The sequence below is a fragment of the Methylobacterium sp. Leaf87 genome (genome assembly GCF_001422775.1).
Classification (GTDB): domain Bacteria; phylum Pseudomonadota; class Alphaproteobacteria; order Rhizobiales; family Beijerinckiaceae; genus Methylobacterium.
In genome coordinates this window covers 275,161-298,553 of the sequence record NZ_LMMI01000012.1, presented here as the reverse complement: position 1 = coordinate 298,553, position 23,393 = coordinate 275,161, and the positions used below count along the sequence as shown (strand labels likewise).

At 69.0% G+C, this 23,393-nt stretch carries 22 protein-coding genes and 1 tRNA gene; 14 read left to right on the top strand and 9 right to left on the bottom strand.

Going from position 1 to position 23,393, the window contains the following annotated elements:
- Positions 1-5 precede the first annotated feature (5 nt).
- Together uraH and uraD are read left to right on the top strand one after the other, a co-directional pair.
- Positions 6-359 carry a hydroxyisourate hydrolase gene (gene uraH, locus ASF22_RS09425; protein WP_056166698.1) on the top strand — a complete coding sequence of 118 codons (354 nt, stop codon included), beginning with the start codon at positions 6-8 and terminating at the stop codon, positions 357-359.
- Between the two features lie 6 nt (positions 360-365).
- A complete protein-coding gene (uraD, locus tag ASF22_RS09420; RefSeq protein ID WP_056263584.1) occupies positions 366-872 on the top strand; it encodes a 2-oxo-4-hydroxy-4-carboxy-5-ureidoimidazoline decarboxylase in 507 nt (168 codons plus the stop codon).
- On the opposite strand, the gene cobT is transcribed toward uraD, so the two are convergent.
- Positions 869-1,906: a nicotinate-nucleotide--dimethylbenzimidazole phosphoribosyltransferase gene (gene cobT, locus ASF22_RS09415; protein WP_056263582.1), complete on the bottom strand. Its 1,038-nt coding sequence runs from the start codon at positions 1,904-1,906 to the stop codon at positions 869-871. The two genes, uraD and cobT, sit on opposite strands and share 4 nt — an antisense overlap.
- Before the next feature lie 101 nt (positions 1,907-2,007).
- On the opposite strand from cobT, the gene cobS reads away from it, so the two are divergent.
- From cobS to ASF22_RS09400, 3 genes are all read left to right on the top strand, one after another.
- Positions 2,008-2,832: an adenosylcobinamide-GDP ribazoletransferase gene (cobS, locus tag ASF22_RS09410; protein WP_056263580.1), complete on the top strand. Its 825-nt coding sequence runs from the start codon at positions 2,008-2,010 to the stop codon at positions 2,830-2,832.
- A 61-nt stretch (positions 2,833-2,893) separates the two neighbouring features.
- Complete coding sequence (locus tag ASF22_RS09405) at positions 2,894-3,127, top strand: DUF1289 domain-containing protein (protein WP_056166988.1); 234 nt, start codon at positions 2,894-2,896, stop codon at positions 3,125-3,127.
- Positions 3,124-3,819, top strand: coding sequence for a TIGR02281 family clan AA aspartic protease (locus tag ASF22_RS09400; RefSeq protein ID WP_056263578.1), 696 nt, complete (start codon positions 3,124-3,126; stop codon positions 3,817-3,819). Before ASF22_RS09405 ends, ASF22_RS09400 begins: the two co-directional genes overlap by 4 nt.
- Here ASF22_RS09400 and dusA read toward each other — a convergent pair.
- Together dusA and ASF22_RS09390 are read right to left on the bottom strand one after the other, a co-directional pair.
- On the bottom strand, positions 3,816-4,814 hold the full coding sequence (dusA, locus tag ASF22_RS09395) for a tRNA dihydrouridine(20/20a) synthase DusA (RefSeq protein WP_082483597.1): 999 nt from the start codon (positions 4,812-4,814) through the stop codon (positions 3,816-3,818). The two genes, ASF22_RS09400 and dusA, sit on opposite strands and share 4 nt — an antisense overlap.
- 44 nt (positions 4,815-4,858) lie before the next feature.
- Positions 4,859-5,518 (bottom strand): urease accessory protein UreE, encoded by a 660-nt coding sequence (locus tag ASF22_RS09390; RefSeq protein WP_056263575.1) that lies wholly within the window; start codon positions 5,516-5,518, stop codon positions 4,859-4,861.
- A 217-nt stretch (positions 5,519-5,735) separates the two neighbouring features.
- On the opposite strand from ASF22_RS09390, the gene ASF22_RS09385 reads away from it, so the two are divergent.
- From ASF22_RS09385 to ASF22_RS09375, 3 genes are all read left to right on the top strand, one after another.
- On the top strand, positions 5,736-6,005 hold the full coding sequence (locus ASF22_RS09385; protein WP_056088870.1) for a hypothetical protein: 270 nt from the start codon (positions 5,736-5,738) through the stop codon (positions 6,003-6,005).
- A 240-nt stretch (positions 6,006-6,245) separates the two neighbouring features.
- The gene (locus ASF22_RS09380; protein ID WP_056263573.1) at positions 6,246-6,971 is read left to right on the top strand and encodes a molecular chaperone DjiA; all 726 of its coding nucleotides are present in this window, start codon (positions 6,246-6,248) and stop codon (positions 6,969-6,971) included.
- On the top strand, positions 6,968-7,726 hold the full coding sequence (locus tag ASF22_RS09375) for an N-acetylmuramoyl-L-alanine amidase (RefSeq protein WP_056263571.1): 759 nt from the start codon (positions 6,968-6,970) through the stop codon (positions 7,724-7,726). Before ASF22_RS09380 ends, ASF22_RS09375 begins: the two co-directional genes overlap by 4 nt.
- A 24-nt stretch (positions 7,727-7,750) precedes the next feature.
- Here ASF22_RS09375 and ASF22_RS09370 read toward each other — a convergent pair whose 3' ends face one another.
- Positions 7,751-8,767 (bottom strand): TerC family protein, encoded by a 1,017-nt coding sequence (locus tag ASF22_RS09370; RefSeq protein ID WP_056263568.1) that lies wholly within the window; start codon positions 8,765-8,767, stop codon positions 7,751-7,753.
- Between the two features lie 221 nt (positions 8,768-8,988).
- Here ASF22_RS09370 and ASF22_RS09365 point away from each other — a divergent pair, with 221 nt between their 5' ends.
- A complete protein-coding gene (locus ASF22_RS09365; RefSeq protein WP_056263565.1) occupies positions 8,989-10,212 on the top strand; it encodes a TIGR03862 family flavoprotein in 1,224 nt (407 codons plus the stop codon).
- Between the two features lie 46 nt (positions 10,213-10,258).
- Here ASF22_RS09365 and ASF22_RS09360 read toward each other — a convergent pair whose 3' ends face one another.
- Positions 10,259-11,113, bottom strand: a complete 855-nt coding sequence (locus ASF22_RS09360; RefSeq protein WP_056263563.1) for a collagen-like protein — start codon at positions 11,111-11,113, stop codon at positions 10,259-10,261.
- Between the two features lie 276 nt (positions 11,114-11,389).
- On the opposite strand from ASF22_RS09360, the gene ASF22_RS09355 reads away from it, so the two are divergent.
- The 4 genes from ASF22_RS09355 (at position 11,390) to ASF22_RS22890 (ending at position 19,045) form a co-directional block, all read left to right on the top strand.
- Positions 11,390-12,253, top strand: coding sequence for a hypothetical protein (locus tag ASF22_RS09355; RefSeq protein ID WP_056263561.1), 864 nt, complete (start codon positions 11,390-11,392; stop codon positions 12,251-12,253).
- Complete coding sequence (locus tag ASF22_RS09350; protein WP_056263559.1) at positions 12,165-13,769, top strand: DNA polymerase Y family protein; 1,605 nt, start codon at positions 12,165-12,167, stop codon at positions 13,767-13,769. Before ASF22_RS09355 ends, ASF22_RS09350 begins: the two co-directional genes overlap by 89 nt.
- Before the next feature lie 25 nt (positions 13,770-13,794).
- Positions 13,795-17,112 carry an error-prone DNA polymerase gene (locus ASF22_RS09345; protein WP_056263556.1) on the top strand — a complete coding sequence of 1,106 codons (3,318 nt, stop codon included), beginning with the start codon at positions 13,795-13,797 and terminating at the stop codon, positions 17,110-17,112.
- Between the two features lie 607 nt (positions 17,113-17,719).
- A complete protein-coding gene (locus tag ASF22_RS22890; RefSeq protein ID WP_082483596.1) occupies positions 17,720-19,045 on the top strand; it encodes a glycosyltransferase 61 family protein in 1,326 nt (441 codons plus the stop codon).
- A gap of 257 nt (positions 19,046-19,302) precedes the next feature.
- Here the strand turns inward: ASF22_RS22890 and ASF22_RS22885 are convergent, their stop codons facing one another.
- Entirely contained in the window at positions 19,303-19,533 is a 231-nt protein-coding gene (locus tag ASF22_RS22885; RefSeq protein ID WP_056263728.1) for a DUF2171 domain-containing protein, read from the bottom strand.
- A gap of 332 nt (positions 19,534-19,865) precedes the next feature.
- Here ASF22_RS22885 and ASF22_RS09335 point away from each other — a divergent pair, with 332 nt between their 5' ends.
- Positions 19,866-20,177 carry a hypothetical protein gene (locus ASF22_RS09335; RefSeq protein WP_244474234.1) on the top strand — a complete coding sequence of 104 codons (312 nt, stop codon included), beginning with the start codon at positions 19,866-19,868 and terminating at the stop codon, positions 20,175-20,177.
- 4 nt (positions 20,178-20,181) lie between these two features.
- On the opposite strand, the gene ASF22_RS09330 is transcribed toward ASF22_RS09335, so the two are convergent.
- The 3 genes from ASF22_RS09330 to ASF22_RS09320 form a co-directional block, all read right to left on the bottom strand.
- Entirely contained in the window at positions 20,182-21,069 is an 888-nt protein-coding gene (locus ASF22_RS09330; protein ID WP_056263552.1) for an MBL fold metallo-hydrolase, read from the bottom strand.
- Positions 21,070-21,619: 550 nt separating this feature from the next.
- Positions 21,620-21,695 (bottom strand) — tRNA-Lys (locus ASF22_RS09325).
- A gap of 118 nt (positions 21,696-21,813) precedes the next feature.
- Positions 21,814-23,382: a 2-isopropylmalate synthase gene (locus ASF22_RS09320; RefSeq protein ID WP_056263550.1), complete on the bottom strand. Its 1,569-nt coding sequence runs from the start codon at positions 23,380-23,382 to the stop codon at positions 21,814-21,816.
- Positions 23,383-23,393: the final 11 nt, after the last annotated feature.

The window sequence follows — 23,393 nt, the reverse complement described above, 5'->3', positions numbered from 1 at the left end:
ACCCCATGGCCGGCATCACCACACACGTCCTCGACGCCGATCGCGGCCGCCCGGCACCGGGCGTGCGCATCGATTTCTCGGTGAGGGAGGGCGATGCGTGGCGCCTCGTCAAATCCGTCGTCACCAACGCGGACGGGCGCACGGACAAGCCGATCCTGCCCGGCGACGAAGCCAGGGCGGGCCAGTACCAGCTCGAATTCCACATCGACGCCTATCTGAAAGCCAAGCCCGGCGTGACCGAGGCCGACATCTTCGTGGACAACCCGGTGGTGCGCTTTTCGGTGTTCGACGTGAAGCAGCACTATCACGTGCCGATGCTGTGCACGCCCGGCAACTGCGCGACCTATCGGGGAAGCTGACGCCGCATGACCGACCTCGCCACCCTGAATCACCTCGACCGTGAGGCCTTCGTAGCCCTGTTGGGCGGCGTGTTCGAGCATGCCGCCTGGGTGGCCGAGGGAGCGTTCCCGGCCCGGCCCTTCGCGAGCGTCGCGGACCTGCACGGGGCGATGATGGCCGTGGTGTGGGCGGCCCCGGCGGCGGCGCGCAGCGCCTTCCTCGACGGTCACCCGGAACTCGCCGGCCCGGAGGCGCGGGCGCGCAGCATGACGGCCGATTCGGCGAGCGAGCAGGGCAGCGCCGCCCTCGACCGCATGCCACCCGCCGACGCGGACGCCTTCGACCGCCTGAACGCCGCCTACCGCGAGCGATTCGGGTTCCCGTTCATCGTCGCCGTGCGGGGCCGCGACCGGGCCGAGATCCTTCGGATCTTCGAAACGCGCGTGCTTCGGGACCCAGTGGACGAGGCGGCGAGCGCCCTCGACGAGATCGCCCTGATCACCCGGATGCGCCTCGACCGCCTGCTCGCTTAACCGGCCGAGCGCTCCGACACGCCGGCCTGGGAGAACGTCGCCATGTCGCGGTGGCAGGCGAGCGCGCCCTTGAGGAGGCCGACGGCCAGGGCCGCGCCCGATCCTTCGCCGAGCCGCATCCCGAGGGCCAGGAGCGGCACGAGGCCGAGGCGTTCCAGCACGTCCGCATGGGCGCCCTCGGCCGAGACGTGACCGGCGAGGCAATGGTCGAGGAGCGACGGGTCGAGGGCGTGCAGGATCGCCGCCGCCGCCGTGGCGACGTAGCCGTCGAGGACCACGGGCACCCGCTGCAGGCGCGCGGCGAGGATCGCCCCCGCGATGGCGGCGATCTCCCGGCCGCCGAGGCGGGCCAGCACCTCGAGGGGATCGTCGAGATGGCCCGCATGGTGGGCGAGGGCCGCCTCCACCGCCGCGACCTTGCGGGCGAGGCCCGCCTCGTCCACCCCCGTGCCGCGCCCGACCCAGTGGGCGGGCTCGCCGCCGTAGAGGGCGGCGTAGATCGCCGCCGCCACGGTGGTGTTGCCGATGCCCATCTCGCCGACCGCGAGGCAATCGGTCCCGGCGGCCACCGCCTCCATGCCGAACGCCATGGTGGCGACGCAGGCCTTCTCGTCGAAGGCGGCCTCCGTGGTGATGTCGCCGGTCGGCAGGTCGATGGCGAGGTCGAACACCTTGAAGCCGAGGCCGTAGGCGGCACAGATCTGGTTGATGGCGCCGCCGCCCGCGGCGAAGTTCTCGAGCATCTGGCGGTTCACCGCGGTGGGATAGGCCGAGACGCCCCGCGCCGCGACGCCGTGGCTTCCGGCGAAGACGCAGACCAGGGGCCGGTCGAGGCTCGGCTGGCCCTTGCCCTGCCAGGCGGCGAGCCAGCTCACGAGATGCTCCAGGCGCCCCAGGGACCCGGCGGGCTTCGTCAGGGTGGCGTCGCGCTCGGCCACCATGGCGACGGCGTCCCGGTCCGGGCCCGGCAGGGCGTCGAGGAGCCGGCGGATGTCGCCGAACGGGGTCTGCTCGGGGGATGGCCCTTGGGTCATGGCGCGGATCCGGTGGCGGACGCTGCGCCGGGATGGCGGGCCGCCTGTGCCCGGAGCTATAACGGCGGGGCGGGTGGCGGTGAAGGCGGGACGACGTGGCGATGGGCGAGGATGCGCGGGACGAGCCGGCCTTCCCGGGGGCCCTCCTCGCCTACGACGGGGCTGCGTGCCTGCGCTTCTACTCCCGCCTGCCGGTGCCGGCCCTGCCCGGCGAGGGCGACCCGCATGCCGCTCCGGATTTCACCCGCGTGCCCCGGATGCTGCCCCTGGCCGGTCTCGTCCTGGCTCTGCCCGGTGGTCTCGTGCTGCTGGCGGCCTGGGGGCTCGGCCTCGGGCCGTTCCTCGCCGCGACCCTGGCGGTGGCCACGGGTGTCCTGATCACCGGCGCCCTGCACGAGGATGGTCTGGCCGACGTCGCCGACGGGTTCGGCGGCGGCACCACCCGGGAGCGGCGTCTCGAGATCATGCGCGACAGCCGCATCGGTGCGTATGGGGGCGTCGCCCTCGTCCTCGCCCTCGCCCTGCGGATCGGGGCGCTCGCCACCCTCCTCGACCGGACGGGGAGCGGCGCGGCCCTCGCCCTCGTGCTCGCCGCCGCCCTGTCGCGCACCGCCGCCCTCGCCCCGATGGTGCTCCTCGTCCCCGCACGCCGCGACGGTGCCGCCGCCAGCGTCGGTCGGCCGGGGCGCCCCGCCGTCGCGATAGCGGGTGCCCTCGCCCTCACCCTGGCGCTCCTCGGCGGACTTCTCGGCCTGCCCGTCGGCGGCGTTCTGCTCATGCTGCTTCTGTCCGGCCTGGGCGCCCTGGCGGTGACGGCGCTGGCCCGGCGCCGGATCGGGGGCCAGACGGGCGACGTCATCGGCGCCTGCCAGCAGGTGGCCGAGATCGCCGCCCTCCTGGGCCTCGTGGCCATGGTGCCGGCGTGAGGCTCCGCGCGGACCCAACCGGGCTTGATCCCGGGGCGCACCGGCTGGCATGAACGCCGGGATGATTCAGGCCGCCGCGAAACCCTCCAGTCCCTGCACCAAGCTCTGCCTGCTCGACGCGGTCTCGGGCCTGTGCGAGGGGTGTGGGCGCACGCGCAACGAGATCGCCCTGTGGGGGTCGCTGTCCGAGCCCCAGCGGCGGGCGGTGATGGCCGGGCTGCCCGAGCGCCTGCGCCAGGCCTACCCGAACCGGGCTGCACCGGATCGAGACGTACCGACCCGAGCGACCCCATGAGCGTCGTCGGTCTGGCGCTCGTCGCCCTCGGAATCGTGCTCGCCGTGCTGGTGTTCTCGCACGACAATCAGAGCGTCGTCGGCCTGGAGCCAGACCAGTTGGCGAGTCTCGCCGTCAGCGGCAGCCTGCTGGCCGTCATCGTCGCCGGGTTCTGGCACCAGTTCCGGGGCAATCTCGGGGCGAACCTCCGCGCGGCACTGATCTGGGGCGTCCTCGCCCTCGCCCTCGTCGCCGGTTACGCCTACCGCGACGACGCCCGAACCGTCGGCGCGCGGATCCTGGGCGCCGTCCGGCCGGGCAGCGCCGTGGTCGGGACCGACGGCAGCGTGACCATCACCCGCCGGGCGGACGGCGATTTCCACGTGCGCGCCGAGATCAACGGCCAGTCCCACGGCTTCCAGTTCGACACGGGCGCGAGCGCGGTGGTGCTCACGGCCGAGACGGCGGCAGCCCTGGGCATCCGCCCGACGGCGTCGGAGTTCGCTGTGCGGGTCTCCACCGCCAACGGCACAACGGTCGCGGCCCCGGTCTTCCTCGAATCGCTGCGGGTCGGCACCATCGTCGAGCGCCGGGTTCCGGCCCTGGTCAGCCGCCCGGGGGCCCTACGCGACAATCTCCTGGGCATGAGCTTCCTCGACCGCCTGTCCGGCTTCGAGGTGCGCGGTGACCGGCTGATCCTGCGCGGTTCCTAAGCCGCCTGATCCCGCTCGGCCTCCGCCCGCGCCACCAGGGCGACGGCCTCCCGAAGGATCTCGACGCCGGCCTCCGGGTCGAGGCCACGGGTCGAAAGATGCCGGCGGTAGGCCCGGGCACCGGGGCGGCCGTTGAACAGGCCGAGCATGTGCCGGGTCACCCCGTGCAGGCGCACGCCGTCCTGGAGGAAGTCGGCCAACACCGGCACGAACGCCTCAACGGCGGCGAAGGCGTCGGCCACTGGGGCCGCCTCTCCGAACAGCACCGGATCGATGTCGAGGAGGATCGCCGGATCGGTGTAGGCGGCACGCCCGATCATCACGCCGTCCACATGCGCGAGCTGCGCCTTGGCGTCCGCGATGGTGGCGATGCCGCCGTTGATGGCGACGGGCAGCCCCGGATGCGCCCGCTTCAGCCGCGCCACCCGATCGTAGTCGAGTGGCGGCACGTCGCGGTTCTCCTTCGGCGACAGGCCCTGGAGCCAGGCCTTGCGGGCATGCACCACGAGGCCGTCGATGCCGGCCGCGATCACCGCCTCCGCGAGGGCGTCGAGGGCGATCTCGGTGTCCTGGTCGTCGACGCCGATGCGGCACTTCACCGTGACGGGGACCGAGACCGCCGCCTTCATGGCGGCGACGCACTCCGCCACCAATGCGGGCTCGCGCATGAGGCAGGCGCCGAAGCGGCCGTCCTGCACCCGGTCGGACGGGCAGCCCACGTTGAGGTTGACCTCGTCGTAGCCGAAATCCTCGGCGATCCGCGCGGAGGCGGCGAGATCGGCCGGGTTCGAGCCGCCGAGTTGCACCGCCACGGGATGCTCCATGGCGGCAAAGCCGAGCAGGCGGTCGCGCGGGCCGTGCAGCACCGCCCCGGTGGTGACCATCTCGGTGTAGAGCCGGGCACGCCGCGACAGGGTGCGGTGGAACGCCCGGCAGTACCGGTCGGTCCAATCCATCATGGGCGCGATGGAGAAGCGCAGGTCGTCGGAAATCATCGCATCGCCATGGGAGTCGAGCGCGGCTTCACCGCGGCGGACGGTCAGTGATCGTGCTTGCAGTCCGGCCCGTGGACGTGGCCGTGATCCTGGTGGGCGTGATCATGAGTGTGGCCGTGGTCATGCGCGTGATCATGACTGTGGCCGTGGTCATGCCCATGCGTTTGCCCATGCGTTTGCCCATGCGTTTGCCCATGCGTTTGCCCATGCGCTTGGCCCGCCTCGCCGTGGGAATGCGCGTGCGCGTGATCATGGCCGTGATCGTGTCCGCACTGGCTGTGGTCGTGGGCCTCGCGCTCAGGCTTGAAGGCGCGGGTCACGGGGGTTCCGGTGCAGCCCTGGCCGCGCACGAGTTCGGCGGCCGAAGCCGGGACGTAGAGCACCTCCGCGGCGATCTCCGCCGGAACGTGGCTGCCGCCGAGCTGCCAGGCGAGGCGCAGCAGACGGGCGGGGTTGGTGGCGCGAACCTCCAGCAGGGCTTCGGGGGCCGCCTCCACGAGGATCAGGCGTCCGTCCTCCAGCCGCAAGGCGTCGCCGTCCTCGAGGCCGGCCGCCTTGGCCAGCGCCGGCGTGAAGCCGAGGCCACCGACGCCCGTCAGGGTCGCGGGCAGGGCCTGACGGGCGCCATGATCGAGGGTGACGCGATCGACGACGGCGTCGGCGCGGACGGCGGCTTTGCGGATCAGGGTGGTGGCGCGCAGCATGGGAACCTCTCGGACAGGCCACACCCCTACCGGATTTCGGGCTCGAACGGAAAGCGCCGCGAACCATCGGCCCGAATGCGGAAACTTCGACCGCAGCCCACGTCGGCGGGAACCTTAGCCGTAGGACGTGCATTCCTTGAGCGGAATAGCTAAGCTCAAGCCTCGATTCGGACCGGCCCAAGACCGGACACCACCACGCCTACGGGAGTCTCGCACCATGAAGAAGCTCATCGCCGCCACCCTCGCCGGGGCCCTCGCCCTCTCGCTCGGTGCCTGCAACACCCCCGAGGATCGCGCCCTCGGCGGCGCCGGCCTCGGTGCGCTCGCGGGTGCGGCCATCGGCGGCGCGGCGACTGGCCGGGCCGGCGGCGCGCTCGCGGGTGCGGCCATCGGCGGCGCCGGCGGCGCCATCGTGGGCGCCTCCACCGCCCCGCGCTGCCCCTACGGCACCTACCGCGACGCCTACGGCGACGTGTACTGCCGCTGAGTTTCATCCATGGGATGCCGCGCCTCCGGGCGCGGCGGACCACGCAGTTCGGGAAGGGCCGGGGCACACGCTCCGGCCCTTCCTTCGTTTGTCGTCACCCCTCGCATCGCCGGACCCCTCCGGTATAAGGGCGCCTCACGATCCCTCTCCCGCCCGGCCGCCGATGCCCCCGCTCCCCGCCCCTGCCCTGCCGCGCCCGGCCGCGAGGTCCGCTCCGAGATCCCGCCCGAGTCTCCAACGATGAGCATCGGCATCTGGGGCAAGCTCGGGGGTGCGGGTCTCGGCCTCGCCGTCGGCGGACCGATCGGCGGTCTCGTCGGCGGGGTCGCCGGCCATTTCCTCGTCGACCGCGAGGGCGCTCCGTTCGGCACCACGCCCCGCGACGTGGTGTTCACCACGGGCCTCGTGGCCCTCGCCGCCAAGATGGCGAAGTCCGACGGCGTGGTGACGCCCTCCGAAATCGAGGCGTTCGCCCAGGTGGTGCAGGTGGGCGAACGCGAGCGCGCCGGGGTTCAGCGCCTGTTCGATCTCGCCAAGGGCACGTCCAATGGCTTCGAGGCCTATGCGCGCCAGCTCGCCACCACCTTCCACGACGAACCGGGCCTGCTCGAGGACGTCCTCGACGGCCTGTTCCACATCGCCAAGGCCGATGGGGCGATCCACGAGGCCGAGGAGCGCTACCTGCGCGCCGTGGCCGAGACCTTCGGCTTCGACGAGCCGGCCTTCCGCCGCATCGCCGCACGCCACGTCAGCCTGTCGGACGATCCCTACGCGGTGCTCGGGCTCGACCACGGGGTGGACGACGCCGCCCTCAAGGCGGCCCACCGCGCCCTGGCCATCGAAAATCACCCCGACCGGGCCATGGCGCGCGGCCTGCCGCCGGAGGCCGTGACCATCGCCACCCGGCGCTTGGCCGCCATCAACGCGGCCTACGACCGGATCGCCGCCGAGCGAGGTTTGCGATGAAGCCGACGGCCGAGAGCCCCCTCGCCACCTCCGTCCACCCCTCGCCCAACCACGGCGAGCGGCGGAGCGGCCCCGTCGACCTGCTGATCCTGCACTACACCGGGATGGAGAGTGCGGCGGCCGCCCTGCAGCGCCTTGCCAATCCGGTGGCGGAGGTCTCGGCGCATTACGTGGTGCTGGAGGATGGCCGCGTGGTGCAGATGGTGCCGGAGGGCCGCCGGGCCTGGCATGCCGGGCAGGCCACCTGGGCGGGCATCACCGACGTCAATTCCCGGTCGCTCGGCATCGAGATCGTCAACGGCGGCCATGCGGGCGGATTGCCGGCTTATCCGGAGGCGCAGATCGCGGCGGTGATCGCGCTCTGCGGCGACCTGACCGGGCGCTGGAACGTGCCCAGCCACCGGGTGCTGGCCCATTCCGACATCGCGCCCGAACGCAAGGAGGACCCCGGCGAGCACTTCCCATGGGACCGCCTCGCGCGGGCCGGCATCGGTCATTGGGTGACGCCGACGCCGATCCGCGACGGGCGCTTCTTCTCCCAGGGCGATTCCGGCCAGCCCATCGAGGCGCTTCAGGCGATGTTCGCCCTCTACGGCTACGACCTGCCGGTGACCGGCGTCTTCGACGCCCGCACCGGAGCGGTGGTCACCGCGTTCCAGCGCCACTTCCGCCCCGCCCGGGTCGACGGGGTCGCCGACGCCTCCACCATCACCACCCTGCGCGATCTCATCGCAGCCCTGCCGGGCCGGAGTTGAAGGAGGGGGGAGAGCCCCCTCCCCTCAGGCGTGGTGCGGGGCCTTGTCCGCTTCCGAAGCGTCGGGGCGGATCTCGCCCCGCGTGCGCCACAGGCTGTAGCTGACGCCGGCCACCAGCAGCACCACGGTGACGGCGAGCGACACCCAGGCCGGCACGTGGACGAGGTCGAACGTGTCGGCGACCACGATCTTGGTGCCGATGAAGATCAGGATGAAGGCGAGCGCCGTCTTGAGGTAGGCGAAGCGGTCCACCATCGCGGCCAGGGCGAAGTAGAGCGCACGAAGGCCCAGGATGGCGAAGATGTTGGATGTGTAGACCACGAAGGTGTCGGTGGTGATGGCGAAGATCGCCGGCACGCTGTCGACGGCGAAGATCACGTCGGCGCCGTTGACGAGGATGAGGGCCAGGGCCATCGGCGTCAGCCACAGGGCGAGCTTGCCGGTCTTCGGATCGGGTTTGCGCACCACGAAGCGCTGGCCGTGCAGTTCGGGCGTGATGCGCAGGACCTTTTGCAGATAGCGCACGGCCCGGTTCTCGTTGATGTCGCCGGGCTCCTCCTCCTTCGAGAACAGCATCTTGAGCCCGGCGAAGATGAGGAAGGCGGCGAAGATCGACAGCACCCAGGCGGCCTGGTGCACCAGGGCGGCGCCGAGCCCGATCATCAGACCGCGCAGGAGCACGGCGGCGAGGATGCCCCAGACCAGCACCCGGTGCTGGGCCGCGCGCGGGATGTTGAGGGCCGTGAGGATGACGGCGATGACGAAGACGTTGTCCATGGACAGCGACTTCTCGACCACGAGGCCGGCGACGTATTCCTGCCCCGCCTGCGGCCCGAGGTACCACCACACCCAGCCGCCGAAGACGAGGCCGAGGCTGAAGTAGAACGCCGTGAGGAGCAGGCTCTCCTTCACGCCGATCTCGTGGTTCTTGTCCTTGTGCAGGAGCCCGAGATCGAAGGCGAGCAGACCCGCGACCAGGGCGTGGAAGCCGAGCCACATCCAGACCGGCTTGCCGAGCCATTCGTAGGTGAGAAGTTCCATGTGCGGACCGTCGATGCTTCTTGAGGAAGAGAAAGCATCGGCTCCGACATCACGGAACGCATCATAGAGCATCCCGCCAGAGGGGCCCGCAGCCGATGGGCCGGAGTTGGGGCCAGGGTGCATGCGAATCAAGGGCGACGCGAATCGAGGGCGGCGCTTGACAGGGCCCCCGCGCCACGGGCTTGCCGGGGGCGAGCGGCGCGGGATCCACCGGAGTTCGGATGACGGAACACCACGAGAGCGGCCCGGCGGTGATCGGCGGCGGCCCGGCCGGGCTGATGGCGGCGGAGGTTCTGGCGCGGGCCGGCCATGCCGTGACCGTCTACGACCGGATGCCGTCGCCCGCGCGAAAGCTTCTCATCGCCGGGCGGGGCGGCCTCAACCTCACCCATTCCGAACCCCTGCCCGCCTTCCTCGCCCGCTATCAGCCGCAGGACGGGACCCTGGCCGGAGCCGTCGGGAGCTTTCCGCCGGAGGCCCTGCGGGCATGGTGCGCCGATCTCGGCCAGCCGACCTTCGTCGGGTCGAGCGGCCGGGTGTTTCCCGAGAGCTTCAAGGCCTCGCCCCTGCTCCGGGCCTGGCTCGCGCGCCTCGACGGCCTCGGCGTCACGCTCCGCACCCGGCACCGCTTCGTCGGATGGTCGGAGACGGGGGCGGTGCTGTTCGAGACGCCGGAGGGGCGGGTCGCGGCTCGTCCCGCCGCCCTGCTGCTGGCGCTCGGCGGCGCGAGCTGGCCGCGCCTCGGCTCGGACGGGGCCTGGGTGCCCGTGCTGGAGGGCCAGGGCATTCCGGTGACGCCGCTCCGGGCCTCGAATGTCGGCTTCTGCGTCGCCTGGTCGCCTGTGTTCGCCGATCGCTTCGCCGGCCAACCCCTCAAGCGCATCGCCCTGAGCGTGGGCGAACATCGGGTTCGCGGCGAGGCGATGATCACAGCGGAAGGCATCGAGGGCGGTGCCCTCTACGCGGCCTCCCAGGCGATCCGGGCGGCCCTCGCCGAGGGGATGGGCGGCGCCATCAGCCTCGACCTGCGCCCCGACCTCGCGGAAGCCGCCCTGGCGCGGGCCCTGGGCAACACCAGACCCGGCGAATCGCTCGCCAACCGCCTGCGCAAGGCCGCCGGGCTGTCCCCCGTGGCGGCCGGGTTCCTGCGCGAAGCGGCGGGCCCGACGCTCCCCGGCGATGCGGCGGCCCTCGCGGCCCTGATCAAGGCCGCGCCCCTGCGTCTCCTGGCCCCGCGCCCCATCGAACGCGCGATCTCGTCCGTCGGCGGCGTGCCGTTCGGGCAGGTCGACGACCGTTTCATGCTGAACGCCCGGCCCGGCACGTTCGTGGCCGGCGAGATGCTCGACTGGGACGCCCCCACGGGGGGCTACCTGCTCCAGGGGGCCTTCGCCAGCGGCCGGGCGGCGGCGGAGGGGATGCGCGCCTGGATGGCGCGCCCGTGATGGGAATCCGGCTGCCTCTCCGCATTCGCGGGGACGCGGCGGCGGATCAGAGGCGGCCGCAGACGGCCACCAGCCCCTGGCTTTCGGAGGGGCAGGCCGCGCCGGTGCCCTTGCTCATGGTCGGGATGCCGGTCGGCAGGCAATAGGCCGAGACCAGGGTCTCGCCGGTCTCGCAGGTCACGGCGCAACCGCTCGCCGGGCAGGATTCCTGACGCACCGCCCGCAGGGGCGACGACGCGGCCACCGGAGCCGCGACGCCGGCCGGGCCCTGCGGACCGGCAGCGCCCCTGGCGCCGGCTTCGCCCTTCGGACCCGTGTCGCCCTTGGGACCAATCTCTCCCTTGGGACCCGTGTCACCCTTGGGACCCGCTTCGCCTTTCGGACCCGTCTCGCCCTTGGCGCCCGGAACGCCTTGAGGACCGGGTGAGCCTTGAAGGCCGGCGACGCCCTGAGGTCCGGTGGCGCCGTCCTCGCCCTTTGCGCCGGGCTCCCCCTTGGCGCCGGGCTCCCCCTTGGCACCCGCCTCTCCCTTCGGCCCAGGCTGGCCCGCCGGACCGCAATTGCCCACCACCACCTCGCGCTCGTCCTCGCCCGCCTTGAGGGTCGCGACGCAATTGTTCGGCATGTGGGGCAGGCGGAAGACGAAGCGGCCCCGGCTGTCGGCGATGACGGAGATGTCCTCGTCGAGGATCACGGTGGTGCCGGCCTTGCGCACGCTGCCGGAGATCCGCAGGTCGCCGTTCTCGAAGCGCGCGTCGTAGACCTGGATCGGCTGGGACGGGGCCTGCGCCCGGCGGGCTTGCGGCTTGACCTGCTGAGCCTGGGCTTGGGCTTGGGCCGAGATCGGTCCGGCGCACACGAACAGGCCCGACAGGACCACGAGGACGCGATCGACGCGCATGCATTCTCTCCCGGCTGAGCCCGCGTCTCGCGCGCGGCGGCCTGGATTGCTGCCCTGCCCGTTCCCCAGGGTCAAGCTACGTAATCGACCGCAGGCGCGATCGCGGCTCCCACCACGTCGGGCGCTCCGTCCACACGCATCCACAGCCCTCCACAGGCCAAACCTCTGGCGACAGGGACGGAACGCCGAGAAGTCGCAGGCCGAGGGCAAGGCCACGGGAAATCGGTTGAATATGTTCCTGTTTTGTTCTTATCATCCGGCCATGGAGCCACCCGGATGTCGCAACGCCCCCACCCCCATTCCCAATCCCCGGATGCGTCCCACCGGGCGGATGGGGATGCGACCGACGTTCCCGCACGGCTCGCATCCCTGCGGGCGCGCGTGGCCCTTCACCATGGTCGGGACGCCCCGCGAAAGACCCTGTCCTTCGGGGTCCACGCCGTCGACGGGCACCTGCCCGGCGGTGGCCTCGGCCTCGGCCAGCTCCACGAGGTCGCCCCCGCGGCCGAGGGCGACGAGCCGGCAGCCCTGGGCTTCGCCCTTGCCCTCGTCGCCCGGCGCCTCGCCGCCGTCCGGGGCGAGGCGCTCCTCGTCATCGCGAAGGGGCATCCGATGCCCTACGGCCACGGCCTCGCTGGCCTCGGCCTCGACCCGGACCGGCTGCTCCTGTTCGAGGCGGGCAGCGACCGCGACGTCTACCGCGCCCTGGAGGAGGCCCTGCGGGCCGGCGGCAACGGTGGCCCAGCCGCAGGCAACGGGGGGCAAGCCGCCGCCGGGGGCGGTCTTGCGGCGGTGGCGGGCCTCGTCGATGCCGGCATCCCCCTGATCCAGAGCCGGCGGCTGCATCTGGCCGGGGCCCGCACGGACGGCCTCCTCGTGGTCCTACGCCCGGCGGGGGCAGAGAGCCCCAACGTGGCCGCGACCCGGTGGCGGATCGCCGCCGGCAAGGCCCTGCGCGACCGGTTCGGCTGCATCGAGCGGCCGTGCTGGCGGGTGCGGCTCGACCGCTGCCGCAACGGACGGACGGGGGATTGGCTTCTGGAGTGGGATCATGCCGCGCATCGTTTCGGTCTGGCTGGAGCATTGGCCGGTCACCCGCCTGAGGCGGGCGCATGCGGGCCTCGCGCAGGGCGGCCATGATGGGTCTCCCCACCGCGCATGCTCGCACGACGATGCGTCCCCCCTCGTCGTCGCCGCCGGGGAAGCGACGGGCCTGCGCCTCACCGCCGTCGATGCCCGAGCCCGGGCCCTGGGACTGCGCCCCGGCGAGCCCCTGGCCCGCGCCCGCGCCCGCCTGAACACACTGCTCGCGGTCCATCCGGCCGATCCGGAGGCCGACGCGGCGGCTCTCGATCGCCTGTGCCTGTGGGCCAAGCGCTACACCCCGAGCGTCGCGGCCTTCGGCGAGGCCGAGGGTCGCGACGGGTTCTTCCTCGACGTCGCGGGGGCGAGCCACCTCTACGGTGGCGAGGCCGGGTTGATGGCCGACCTCGCCCGGCGCCTCGGCGCCAACGGTCTGCCGGCGCGCCTCGCCCTCGCGGGCAATCCCGGCTGCGCCTTCGCCCTTGCCCGCCACGGAGCCGGCGGTCACGTACCCCCCGGCGGCGAGGCCGATGCCCTGCGCGGCCTGCCCGTCCTCGCCTTGCGCATCGACCCCGAGGCGGCCGCGGCCCTCGGCCGCCTCGGCCTGCGCCGGATCGGCGACCTCGCCGACGCCCCCCGTGCGCCCCTGGTCCGGCGGTTCGGCGACACCCTCATCCGGCGCCTCGACCAGGCCCTCGGGCACCGGCCCGACCCCCTGGCCCCCCTCGACGAACCGCTGGCGTTCGGCGCCGCGCGCGGCTTCCTCGACCCCATCGGCCATCAGGACACCATCGTGGCGACGGCGACGCGCCTCATGGAGACCGTCGCCCCGCGCCTGGAGGCCGCCGGCCTCGGCGCACGGGCCCTGCGCCTCACCCTGCACCGGGTCGACGGCGTGATCCGGACCCTCGACCTTGCCTTGAGCGAGCCGACCCGCTGTCCGGTGCTGGTGGGACGGCTCCTCGACCTCCGCCTCGACCGCCTCGGGGCGGCCCTAGATGCCGGCTTCGGCTTCGAGACCGTGCGCCTCGATGTGGTCGGCACCGGCCCGGTCACCGCGCGTCAGGGCGATCTCTCGGGGGATGGCCGCGCGGCGACGGGCGCGGCGGGTCTCGCCGATGCCCTGCGCCAGCGCCTCGGGCGCGGCATCCTGCGCCTCGCGCATCACGAGAGCCACGTGCCCGAGCGGGCCGAGACGGCCGAGCCGTGGCGCGTGACCCGCATCGCCCTGCACCGTCCGGCCCGGGCCGGCGCGGGGTTGCCCCGGCCCCTCGTTCTCCTCACCCGCAGCGAAGCGGCCGAGGACGTTCTCGCCCCCGATGGGCCGCCCCAGCGCTTCCGCTGGCGCCGACGCCTGCACCGGGTCGCCCATGCGGAGGGCCCCGAGCGCATCGCCGGGGAATGGTGGTCGGGCGCCACCCCGACCCGCGACTATTACGTGGTCGAGGACGAGGCCGGTCGCCGCCTGTGGGTCTACCGGCAGGCGGCTTCCCCGGCGCAAACGCTTCCTCCAGCCCAGACGCTTGCCCGGGCCCAGACGGTCGGCTGGTTCGTCCACGGGATGTTCGCGTGAAGCCGCCTCCCCGCCGGGCGGGAGCATGACGCCGCCCTACGCCGAGCTCGCGGTCACCACGAACTTCTCCTTCCTGCGCGGGGCCTCGCACCCGGAGGAGATGGTGGCGCGGGCGGCCGAATTCGGCTTCGTCGCCATCGGGATCGCCGACCGCAACACCTTTTCGGGCGTGGTGCGCGCCTATGCGGAGGGCCTGCGCCGGGCCAAGGCCGGGGAACCCTCCGTCCGCACCCTGGTCGGCGTGCGCCTGGTGACGGAATGCGGGTTCGAGGCGGTCACCTACCCCATGGACCGGGACGCCTATGGCCGCCTGTGCCGCCTCCTCACCCTGGGCAACCGCCGGGCGGAGAAGGGCGCCTGCCACTTCTCCTTCGCCGAGATGCTGGGGGCGAGCGCGGGGCAGATGTTCATCGCCATGCCGTCGGACGATATGCCGCCGGAGGTCCCGGGCGGCGCCTTCGCGGACCGCCTCGCCGCCCTGGCGGAGGCGGCGCCGGGGCGGACGTTTCTCGCTGGCAGCCACCGCCATCGCGGCGACGAGCGCCGGCGCCTCGGCCGCCTCGCCGAGTGGGGAAACCGCCTCGGCGCGCCCCTGGTGGCGGTATCGGACGCCCTCTATCACGTGCCCGGCCGGCGCCCCCTGCAAGACATCCTCGCCTGCATCCGCGCCGGCTGCACCCTGCGCGAGGCCGGCTACCGGCTGGAGGCCAACGCCGAGCGGTACCTCAAGGCCCCCGCCGCCATGGCGCGGCTGTTCGCCGAGCATCCGGATGCCATCGCGCGGACGGTGGAGATCGCGCAGGCCTGCGGCTTCTCCCTCGATCAGCTCCGTTACGAGTATCCCGACGAACCGGTGCCGCCGGGCTGGACCCCGCAGGGCTACCTCACGGACAAGGTCCACGAGCGCGCCCGATGGCGCTACCCGGATGGAATTCCCGAGAACATCGCCGTGACGATCGCGGAGGAACTCCGCCTCATCGCGAAAATGGATTACGCGCGCTACTTCCTCACCCTGTTCGACATCGTCGAGTTCGCGCGCAGCCGAGGCATCCTGTGCCAGGGCCGGGGCTCGGCCGCCAATTCCGTGGTGTGCTACTGCCTCGGCATTACGGCGGTGGACCCCACCGAGATCCGCCTGCTGTTCGCGCGCTTCATCTCGGAGAACAGGGCGGAGCCGCCCGACATCGACGTCGATTTCGAGCACGAGCGGCGCGAGGAGGTGATCCAATACCTCTACACGCGCTACGGCCGCGACCGCGCCGCCATCTGCGCCACGGTGATCCACTACCGGCCGCGGAGCGCCATCCGCGAGGTCGGCAAGGTGCTGGGCCTCACCTCGGACATCACCGGGCTGATGGCCGACACCGTGTGGGGCTCGTGGGGCGCCGCCCTGCCCGACGCCCATGTCGAGCAGGCCGGCCTCGACCCGAAGAACCCGGCGATCCGGCAGGCGCTGGATCTCGCCCACGCCCTCATCGGCTTCCCGCGCCACCTGTCGCAGCATGTCGGCGGGTTCGTGCTCACGCGCGGGCGCCTCGACGAGACCGTGCCGGTGGGCAACGCCGCCATGGCGGACCGCACCTTCATCGAGTGGGACAAGGACGACATCGACGTGCTCGGCCTGATGAAGGTCGATATCCTGGCGCTGGGCATGCTGAGCTGCCTCAAGCGCGGCCTCGACTTCCTCGCCCGCGACTACGGCCACGACTACCCGACCCTCTCCGACCTCCCGCCTGCCGACCCGGCCGTCTACGCCATGCTGTCGAAGGCCGACTCCGTCGGCGTGTTCCAGGTCGAGAGCCGGGCGCAGATGTCGATGCTGCCGCGCCTGAAACCGGCCGAATTCTACGACCTCGTGGTGCAGGTCGCCATCGTCCGCCCCGGCCCGATCCAGGGCGACATGGTGCATCCGTATCTGCGCCGGCGGCAGAACCTGGAGCCGGTCGTCTACCCCTCGCCCCATCCGAGCCAAGGTCCGGCGAACGAACTCGAGAGCGTGCTCAAGCGAACCTACGGCGTCCCCCTGTTCCAGGAGCACGCCATGCAGATCGCCATCACGGCGGCGGGGTTCCTGCCGTCCGAGGCCGACGGCCTGCGCCGGGCCATGGCGACCTTCCGGCACAACGGCGAGATCGTGAACTTCCGCACCAAGTTCGTGGAGGGCATGGTGGCGCGCGGCTACCCGCGCGACTTCACCGAACGCTGCTTCAAGCAGATCGAGGGGTTCTCCACCTACGGCTTTCCCGAGAGCCACGCGGCGAGCTTCGCGCTCCTCGTCTACGCCTCGGCCTGGATGAAGTGCCGGCACCCCGACGTCTTCCTCGCCGCGATCCTCAACGCCCAGCCCATGGGCTTCTACCAGCCGGCCCAACTCGTCCGCGACGCCCGCGCCCACGGGGTCGAGGTGCGCGGGGTCGACGTGAACGCCAGCGACTGGGACTGCACCCTGGAACCGGCTTCGGAGCCCCCACCCCCGGAGGTTCCCCGACGGCTCGCCGTGCGGCTCGGCCTGCGCCAGATCAGCGGCGTGTCGGAGGTCGCCATGCGCCGTCTCGTGGCCCTTCGCGGCAACGGCTACGCCAGCATCGAGGGATTGCAGGCGGCCCTCGTCCTGCCGCGCAACGCCCTGGAACGCTTGGCCGAGGCCGATGCCTTCCGCTCCCTCGACCTCGATCGGCGCGCGGCCCTGTGGGCGGTACGGACCCTGGAGGGTACAAGCTCCAGAAAGGCCGCCGCCTGGACCGCGACGGACCGGCGCGCGCACCTGCTGGAAGCGCCGCTACCGCTGTTCGCCTTTCATGCCGATGACGGACTGTTTCGGGCCGAGCCCACCTTGGCCCTGCCGGCCATGGCCGAATCCGAGCACGTGGCCGCGGATTACGTCACCACCGGGCTCTCGCTGAAGGGTCATCCGGTGGCGTTCTTCCGGGCGCGGCTCGCCCGGATCGGTGCGATTCCCGCCCGCGACCACCACGACTCGATGCGGGTGCCCAACAACGCCCGCGTCACCGTGGCGGGGCTCGTGCTAACCCGCCAGCGGCCCGGCACGGCCCATGGGACGGTTTTCCTCACTCTCGAGGACGAAACCGGCATCGCCAACGTCATCGTGTGGGCGAAGGTGTTCGAGGCTCATCGCGCCGTCGCCATGGGTGCACGCTTCCTCGCCGTGCGTGGCCGCATCCAGCGCCAGGGACTTGTGGTCCATCTCCTCGCCGAACGCTTCCGCGACCTCACCGCCGAACTCCGCAGCCTGCGCGAGGGCGGTTTCAAGCTTCCGCCCGAAACCACGGACTTCTCCGCGCCACCCGATCGGAGGGTGTACCGGAGCCGTGATTTTCACTGAAGAACAGGATCGGCTCAAACAGGGCTGAAAACTTCGAAGCCACAGCGACGGATGTCATGACCCCTGTAATCTGCTCGGCGCAGCCTGGCTTCTGGAACCTGCTCCTGAGAAATCGGTTCATTCGCCGCACGGGCCCGACAACCATCGTGCGTCAAGGTCCGTAGCATTTCGTTCGGCCATGGCCTGGGGTTCATCACCCTCGGCGAAGATGACCACGTCATTTGGCCCTACATCGCAGGTTGTATAGACTTCCATCTCTGATGAATGATGCGTCGACCTCCGCAGATCCGGTGGGCATTGTAGTAGCAGTCGTTGCAGACTCCGACGTAATGGATGGATCGCGGCGGATGCCTGTTTGAGTTCTGCATTCACACAAGGTAGCCTCCGGGAAGCGTCTATCGAGACTGCAACGGAGACTCCCCGCACACAGTACCGAGATTGTCGTGCCTCCCCCGGGCGTGATTCAAGCGAGCGTGTATGGTGGATGCAGAGGATTTGCTCGGTGGCTCTGACAAAATTCCCACTGCGCCATGCTGCCCAAGACAAGAGCCGACCGTGGCGTCGATTCTAACATGGCACCTGCTCAACCGAGATTTAGATTAAACTCATGCCCAAACTCGACCGTTTCGGAGCGCTGCCCCTAACGCCATATGCCGGCAACGTCGATATTTTAAAACTGGACAGTGAAAGCACAAAGTACGTTATCTATGAAAGTGCTGCATCATATCCTGCGGCTATAATTGCCCTGCAAAACGGATCAAACACCGAAGACCACTTCAATAGTATTGCGGCCATAGCACCAACGATAGGTACCGTTGGAGTTTATTACTTGAGAAAAACAGAATTACGAAGCTTGGCATTTCTCTTCGTTGAAGGAAATCTCGTCGATGAGTCAGATCTCATACCTGAATATGTCCGCCACCAAATAGACAGCACGGGGCCATGGGACCTGATTTCTTCCTTGCCCCACAGGAAGATCGATGGCGTATCTCTTGTAGCGATATCTGTTGTTCACGACGTTTATGGGCATTGGCTTCTGGATATTCTTCCCAGAATTTGGATGGCCAAGCTCCTGACCGAAAATTTAGATGCTATAAATATCATCATACCCCATGGAACGCCGCAATTTGCGATCACAATTTTGCGTGATTTCTTCGGCATAAACAAAAGTGTATATCATAGTTTTGCGGAGGAAAATCTTCAGATTGAGCACGCTCTGATTCCATCACTCTTACACAACAATCATTATTTTCACCCCGCAATGAACGACTTCGTCGCGTACCTTCTCAACCACCCTTTAGTCACCGAGGCGCGCAAGAAATCCAAACATAATTCGAAACTAATCTATGTGACACGTCAAGGCTTTCGGCAGACCAGCCGGAGCTATGCTCGAACGATTGCCAACGAAGATGAAGTGTTTCAGCTCATGGACGAACTCGGCGTTCAGATCGTCAGTCCTGAAAGCATGAAATGGCAAGACCAGATTCTACTTTTCGCCAGTGCGCGCGTGATCATCGGCGAGTCGGGGTCCGGCCTTCACAACACCCTCTTCAGCACGGCAGGAACGGCGGTTGTGTGCCTCAACCCGGTCAATCAGGTGCAATCGTCCATCGCCGGACTTCGTCGACATACCTTGATCAATCAGTGCTCTCCGACTGAAAAAACCAACTCGACCCTGTTGTATCGTGTAGAGATCGAACGATTACGCATGGCGGCTTTAGCAGCAATACATGCGACGGGTGAAACATTTGACCGTCCAACTCGAATGAAGAAATCCGCCTCGAATCAAAGGAGGGATTACAATCCTGAAGGGACTGCCTTGCGGCTTCCCAGTTCCGACACTGACTCTTCTTGGATCCACAAAATCCTTACATCGGCTCGCCAGACAGCCATGCTCGCCAAACGATCCATTAAAGCCTTGTTCAAAGAGTAAATCGGCATACAGATCGCAGGTCGGACTCCCGCTATTTTTTGTTACTTCATAGGATCCGACACAAAACCTGAGGGTCAATCCTGTGACTTCAGGAAACATCCTGAAGCCAGTCCATGGTCTAATTCGATACAACTGAGCCGTACCTCCCGCGGACCATGCGATGTCTCACCCGGCATCTTCCAGGGACAAGACGCCCTGCCGGCTCGCGAAGAAAGGTGAGCGGCGGGGTTGCTGTATACGAGAAAAGAACGCATCCGTTACTTCTTTACATCGCCCTCCGGGCGATCCGATACCTTCCACTCGGCCATCGCCTCACGAGCAGTCTTGTTCAGGATGACGGTGTTCCCGTTCAGCGTACCGACCCAGGACGATGGAATCAGATGATGCTGTCCACCGGCGGCGGAATCGCTCTTTGTGAGCTTGATGTCCTTGCCGTCATACTTGTCCACGGTGCCGACATGCCCCTTGTCGGAGCCGACGACCTCCATGTGTTCGCGAACGACGCTGTTGGTTGTCTTGGTCGTCGAATCCTGAGCCTGCGCGAGCGGCGCGAGCGCGCAGGATGAGGCAACGATCAGGCAGGCCGTGGTGAGGGCGCGAAGCATGGAAAGATCCCGTTGGGAATGAGAGGTCGGGCGGTCAACGCAACCCTCGAAGTCGCCGTTCCTGTCCGTATCGCCGCATTCCCGGCCGCCCCCGTGAGGCAGGTACCTCGTCGTCACGTCTTCGTTCGGCTCCTGAGGAAGCCCTGGCGGCATGCCTTTCGAAACCTATCTGTGCCGGATCGAAGCCAATTCTGGCTCGAAACCAGGAGTCTCCCGTGCCAGATACCCCGGATGTCGATCGCACCGCACGTGATATGGCGGAGCGTGTTTTTGCAGCTTACGCCAAGCAGGCGAATGTGCGGATCCATCCTGGCGTCGAGCAGACCCTTCTCACGCGCTTGGCCGAAGCGCTTCGGCCCCTGATCGGCAGAGCGGCTGACCGCCTCGTCGACGCAGCCAATCGGGTGCTGGACGATATCGAGTTGACCGTACCGGACTTGCGTGGGCCCAGGATCGCATCGCTGAACCCGGTCGACAAAGCCGTCACAACGCGGGATGGTTCGGTACCCGTAATCTCGGGCGGTTGAAGAACTACGATGTCTCGTAGGCCGATCCATCCTGCGAACGGACCGGGGTATCGACGTAACGCCCCTGTTTCGGCACGGCGACCTGCGAAAAGTTGCTGGCGAGGGCATGAAGGGCATCCCGTAAGACCTGCCCCTCCAGGGGACGCCCGTGACCCGTGATGGCCCTTTGCGGTTCGAGGGCCGCCAGGATCTCGACCGAGCGCCGTGCAGCATCCCAATCGACCGTGAAGTACATGGGCGGACCGTGAAGCTCGGGCTCCTGGAACGCGACCGCGTAAGCCGATTCCTGGGCGGTCGTCACGAAGGCATCGGCCGCAATCAAGGTTGCGTCGGATTCGCGCCAGAGGGCAATCTGACCGACGGAGTGTCCCGGAACGTGAATCCAGCGCCAGCCCGGCATGGACGGCACGGAGCCATCCTCCGGCAAGCTGCGAAGCTGGGCGGAAACATTGACCGGCGTCCTTGGATAGAGGGGTGACAGACGGGACATGAGACCTCCACCGACGGTCGGATCGGGCGGAGGGTACGATGCGGAACCATCGAGATAGGGATGCTCGTGCGGATGAGCGAAAACCGGCACGTCCCAATCGCGTGCGAGATCCTCGACGACCCCTACATGATCGAAATGGCCATGGGTCAGCACGATCGCCGCCGGACGGGCGTTTGGGCCGAACCGCTCGGCCGCAACCTTCATGATGGCCGATTTGGAGCCACCGATCCCGGCGTCGATGAGGGTCCAGGCCCGATCACCCGCCCCGACGGGACCGTAGAAGATCACGTTCACGATCGCATGGCGTTGATAGGCGAGGTCCGACGTGATTTCGTGCGTGCCGTCGACTCCCAGTGGGGCATCGATCAGAGCATTCGCATCGACCTCGACCTGTTGCGCCATGAATACCTCCGCAGGTTTGGCACCGTCATCGGTACAGAAGCCAATCCGGTCGCTTGGGGGGAGGTTCCAAACCTGCTCGCCGCACAGGGACTGCAGTTGGATTGAAATCTACCGTAGCCGTTCTGAGGATTTCACGAAGGATGGAGGAAACCCGCAGGTTCTCGCCTTCCGACGTCCGGAGCTTGGTCGTGGATTGTCGAACGACTGTGCCGAGCCGCACGACACCGACATCCACGGAGGTAGCGGAACGAACGCGTTCTCGGCGCGAGCTTCAGACCCCGCCGATCGCGGGTCTCACCACGTGAGACAGGATGGAAAGACGGCGGAACGCGATCGAATGCATGTTCCGATGACGGAACTGCGCCATCGCGACGACGATGGGCCGTGAACAGAGTCGCCTGGATTTACGCTCGGGCGCGAGCACGGACAACAATCCGACCGGATTTCCCCACCCCGGGAAACAATGGCCCACTCAAATTATCGGTCATAATAAGTCTGATACTTATCGATTGACCGACCACACAAGAGCGGCCAGTATCATCGATTGTATTGGTGGGTGCACAAGGGTTCGAACCTTGGACCCGCTGATTAAGAGTCAGCTGCTCTACCAACTGAGCTATGCACCCGCGCCTTGCGGCGGTCGCTGCGGCCCACCAAGTCCGCCGCGACGAGGTGGCTGATACCAAAGCCCCCCAGGGGTGTCCACCCCCTGGGGTCGATTTTCTAGATCCGGCCAAGGGGGCCTTACGAGGTCGTCATCGGAGACTGGGCGTGGAGGCGCACGGCCGAGGCCTCGAGCTTGTTCAGGGCCGAGAGATAGGCGCGGGCCGAGGCCACCAGGGTGTCGGGATCGGCGCCTCGGGCCGTGACGCTGCGGTCGCCGCTCTTGAGACGCACGGAGACCTCCGCCTGGGCGTCGGTGCCCTCGGTGACGGCATCGACCTTGTAGAGTTCGAGGTCGGCCACGTGCGGCACCAGGGCCTGGATGGCGTTGAACACCGCGTCCACGGGGCCGTTGCCCTCGGCCTCCTCGGTGATCACCCGGTCGTCGATGGCGAGCTTCAGGGTGGCGCGCTGCGGCCCATGCGTGCCCGCGATCACCGAGAGGGAGACGAGGCGGATGCGGTCGTGGGCCGTGGCGAGATTCTCGTCGACCAGGGCCTCGATGTCCTCGTCGTAGACGTGCTTCTTGCGGTCGGCCAAGGCCTTGAAGCGCTCGAAGGCGTCCTGCAGGCGGTTGTCGCTCAGGGTGATGCCGAGTTCCTCCAGCTTGGAGCGGAAGGCGGCGCGGCCGGAGTGCTTCCCCATCACCAGGGAGGTCTTGGCCACGCCGACCGAGGCCGGCGTCATGATCTCGTAGGTCTCGGTGTGCTTGAGCATCCCGTCCTGATGGATGCCGCTCTCGTGGGCGAAGGCGTTCCGGCCGACGATGGCCTTGTTGTACTGAACCGGAAAGTTCGTCGCGTGGGAGACGAGCTTGGACGCCCGGGTCAGCATCGTGGTCTCGATACCGGTCTCATAGGGCATCGCGTCGCCGCGGGTGCGGATGGCCATCACGATCTCTTCCAGGGCCGCGTTGCCGGCGCGCTCACCGATGCCGTTGATCGTGCATTCCACCTGCCGGGCGCCGCCCTCGATGCCGGCGAGGGAATTGGCAATGGCAAGGCCGAGGTCGTCGTGGCAATGCACCGAGAAGATCGCCCGGTCGGCGTTCGGTACCCGCTCGCGCACGCTCCGGAACATGGTCCGGTACTCGTCGGGTGTCGCGTAGCCCACGGTGTCGGGCAGGTTGATGGTGGTGGCGCCCGAGCGGATCGCTGCCTCGACGCAGCGGCACAGGTAGTCGATGGGCGTGCGGGTCGCGTCCATGGCCGACCATTCCACGTCCTCGACGAGGTCGCGGGCCTGGGCCACGGTCTTCAGGATGATCTCGACCACCTCGTCCTGGCTCTTGCGCATCTGGTGGGCGAGGTGGATCGGGGACGTCGAGACGAAGGTGTGGATGCGTCCGCGCCTGGCATGGCGGACGGCCTCGCCGGCGCGGGCGATGTCGGCGGGGATCGCCCGGGCGAGGCCCGCGATGGTGGCACGCTTGGCCCGGCGGGCGATCTCGGCCACGGCCTCGAAATCACCATGCGAGGCGATGGGAAAGCCGGCCTCGATGATGTCGACGCCCATGGCATCGAGGAGGTCGGCCACGGCCAGCTTCTCGTCGAGGGTCATGGTCGCGCCGGGGCATTGCTCGCCGTCGCGCAGAGTCGTGTCGAAGATGAGAACGCGGTCTTTCTGCGTCGGTGTGCTGGAACTGGCCATGGGATTGATCC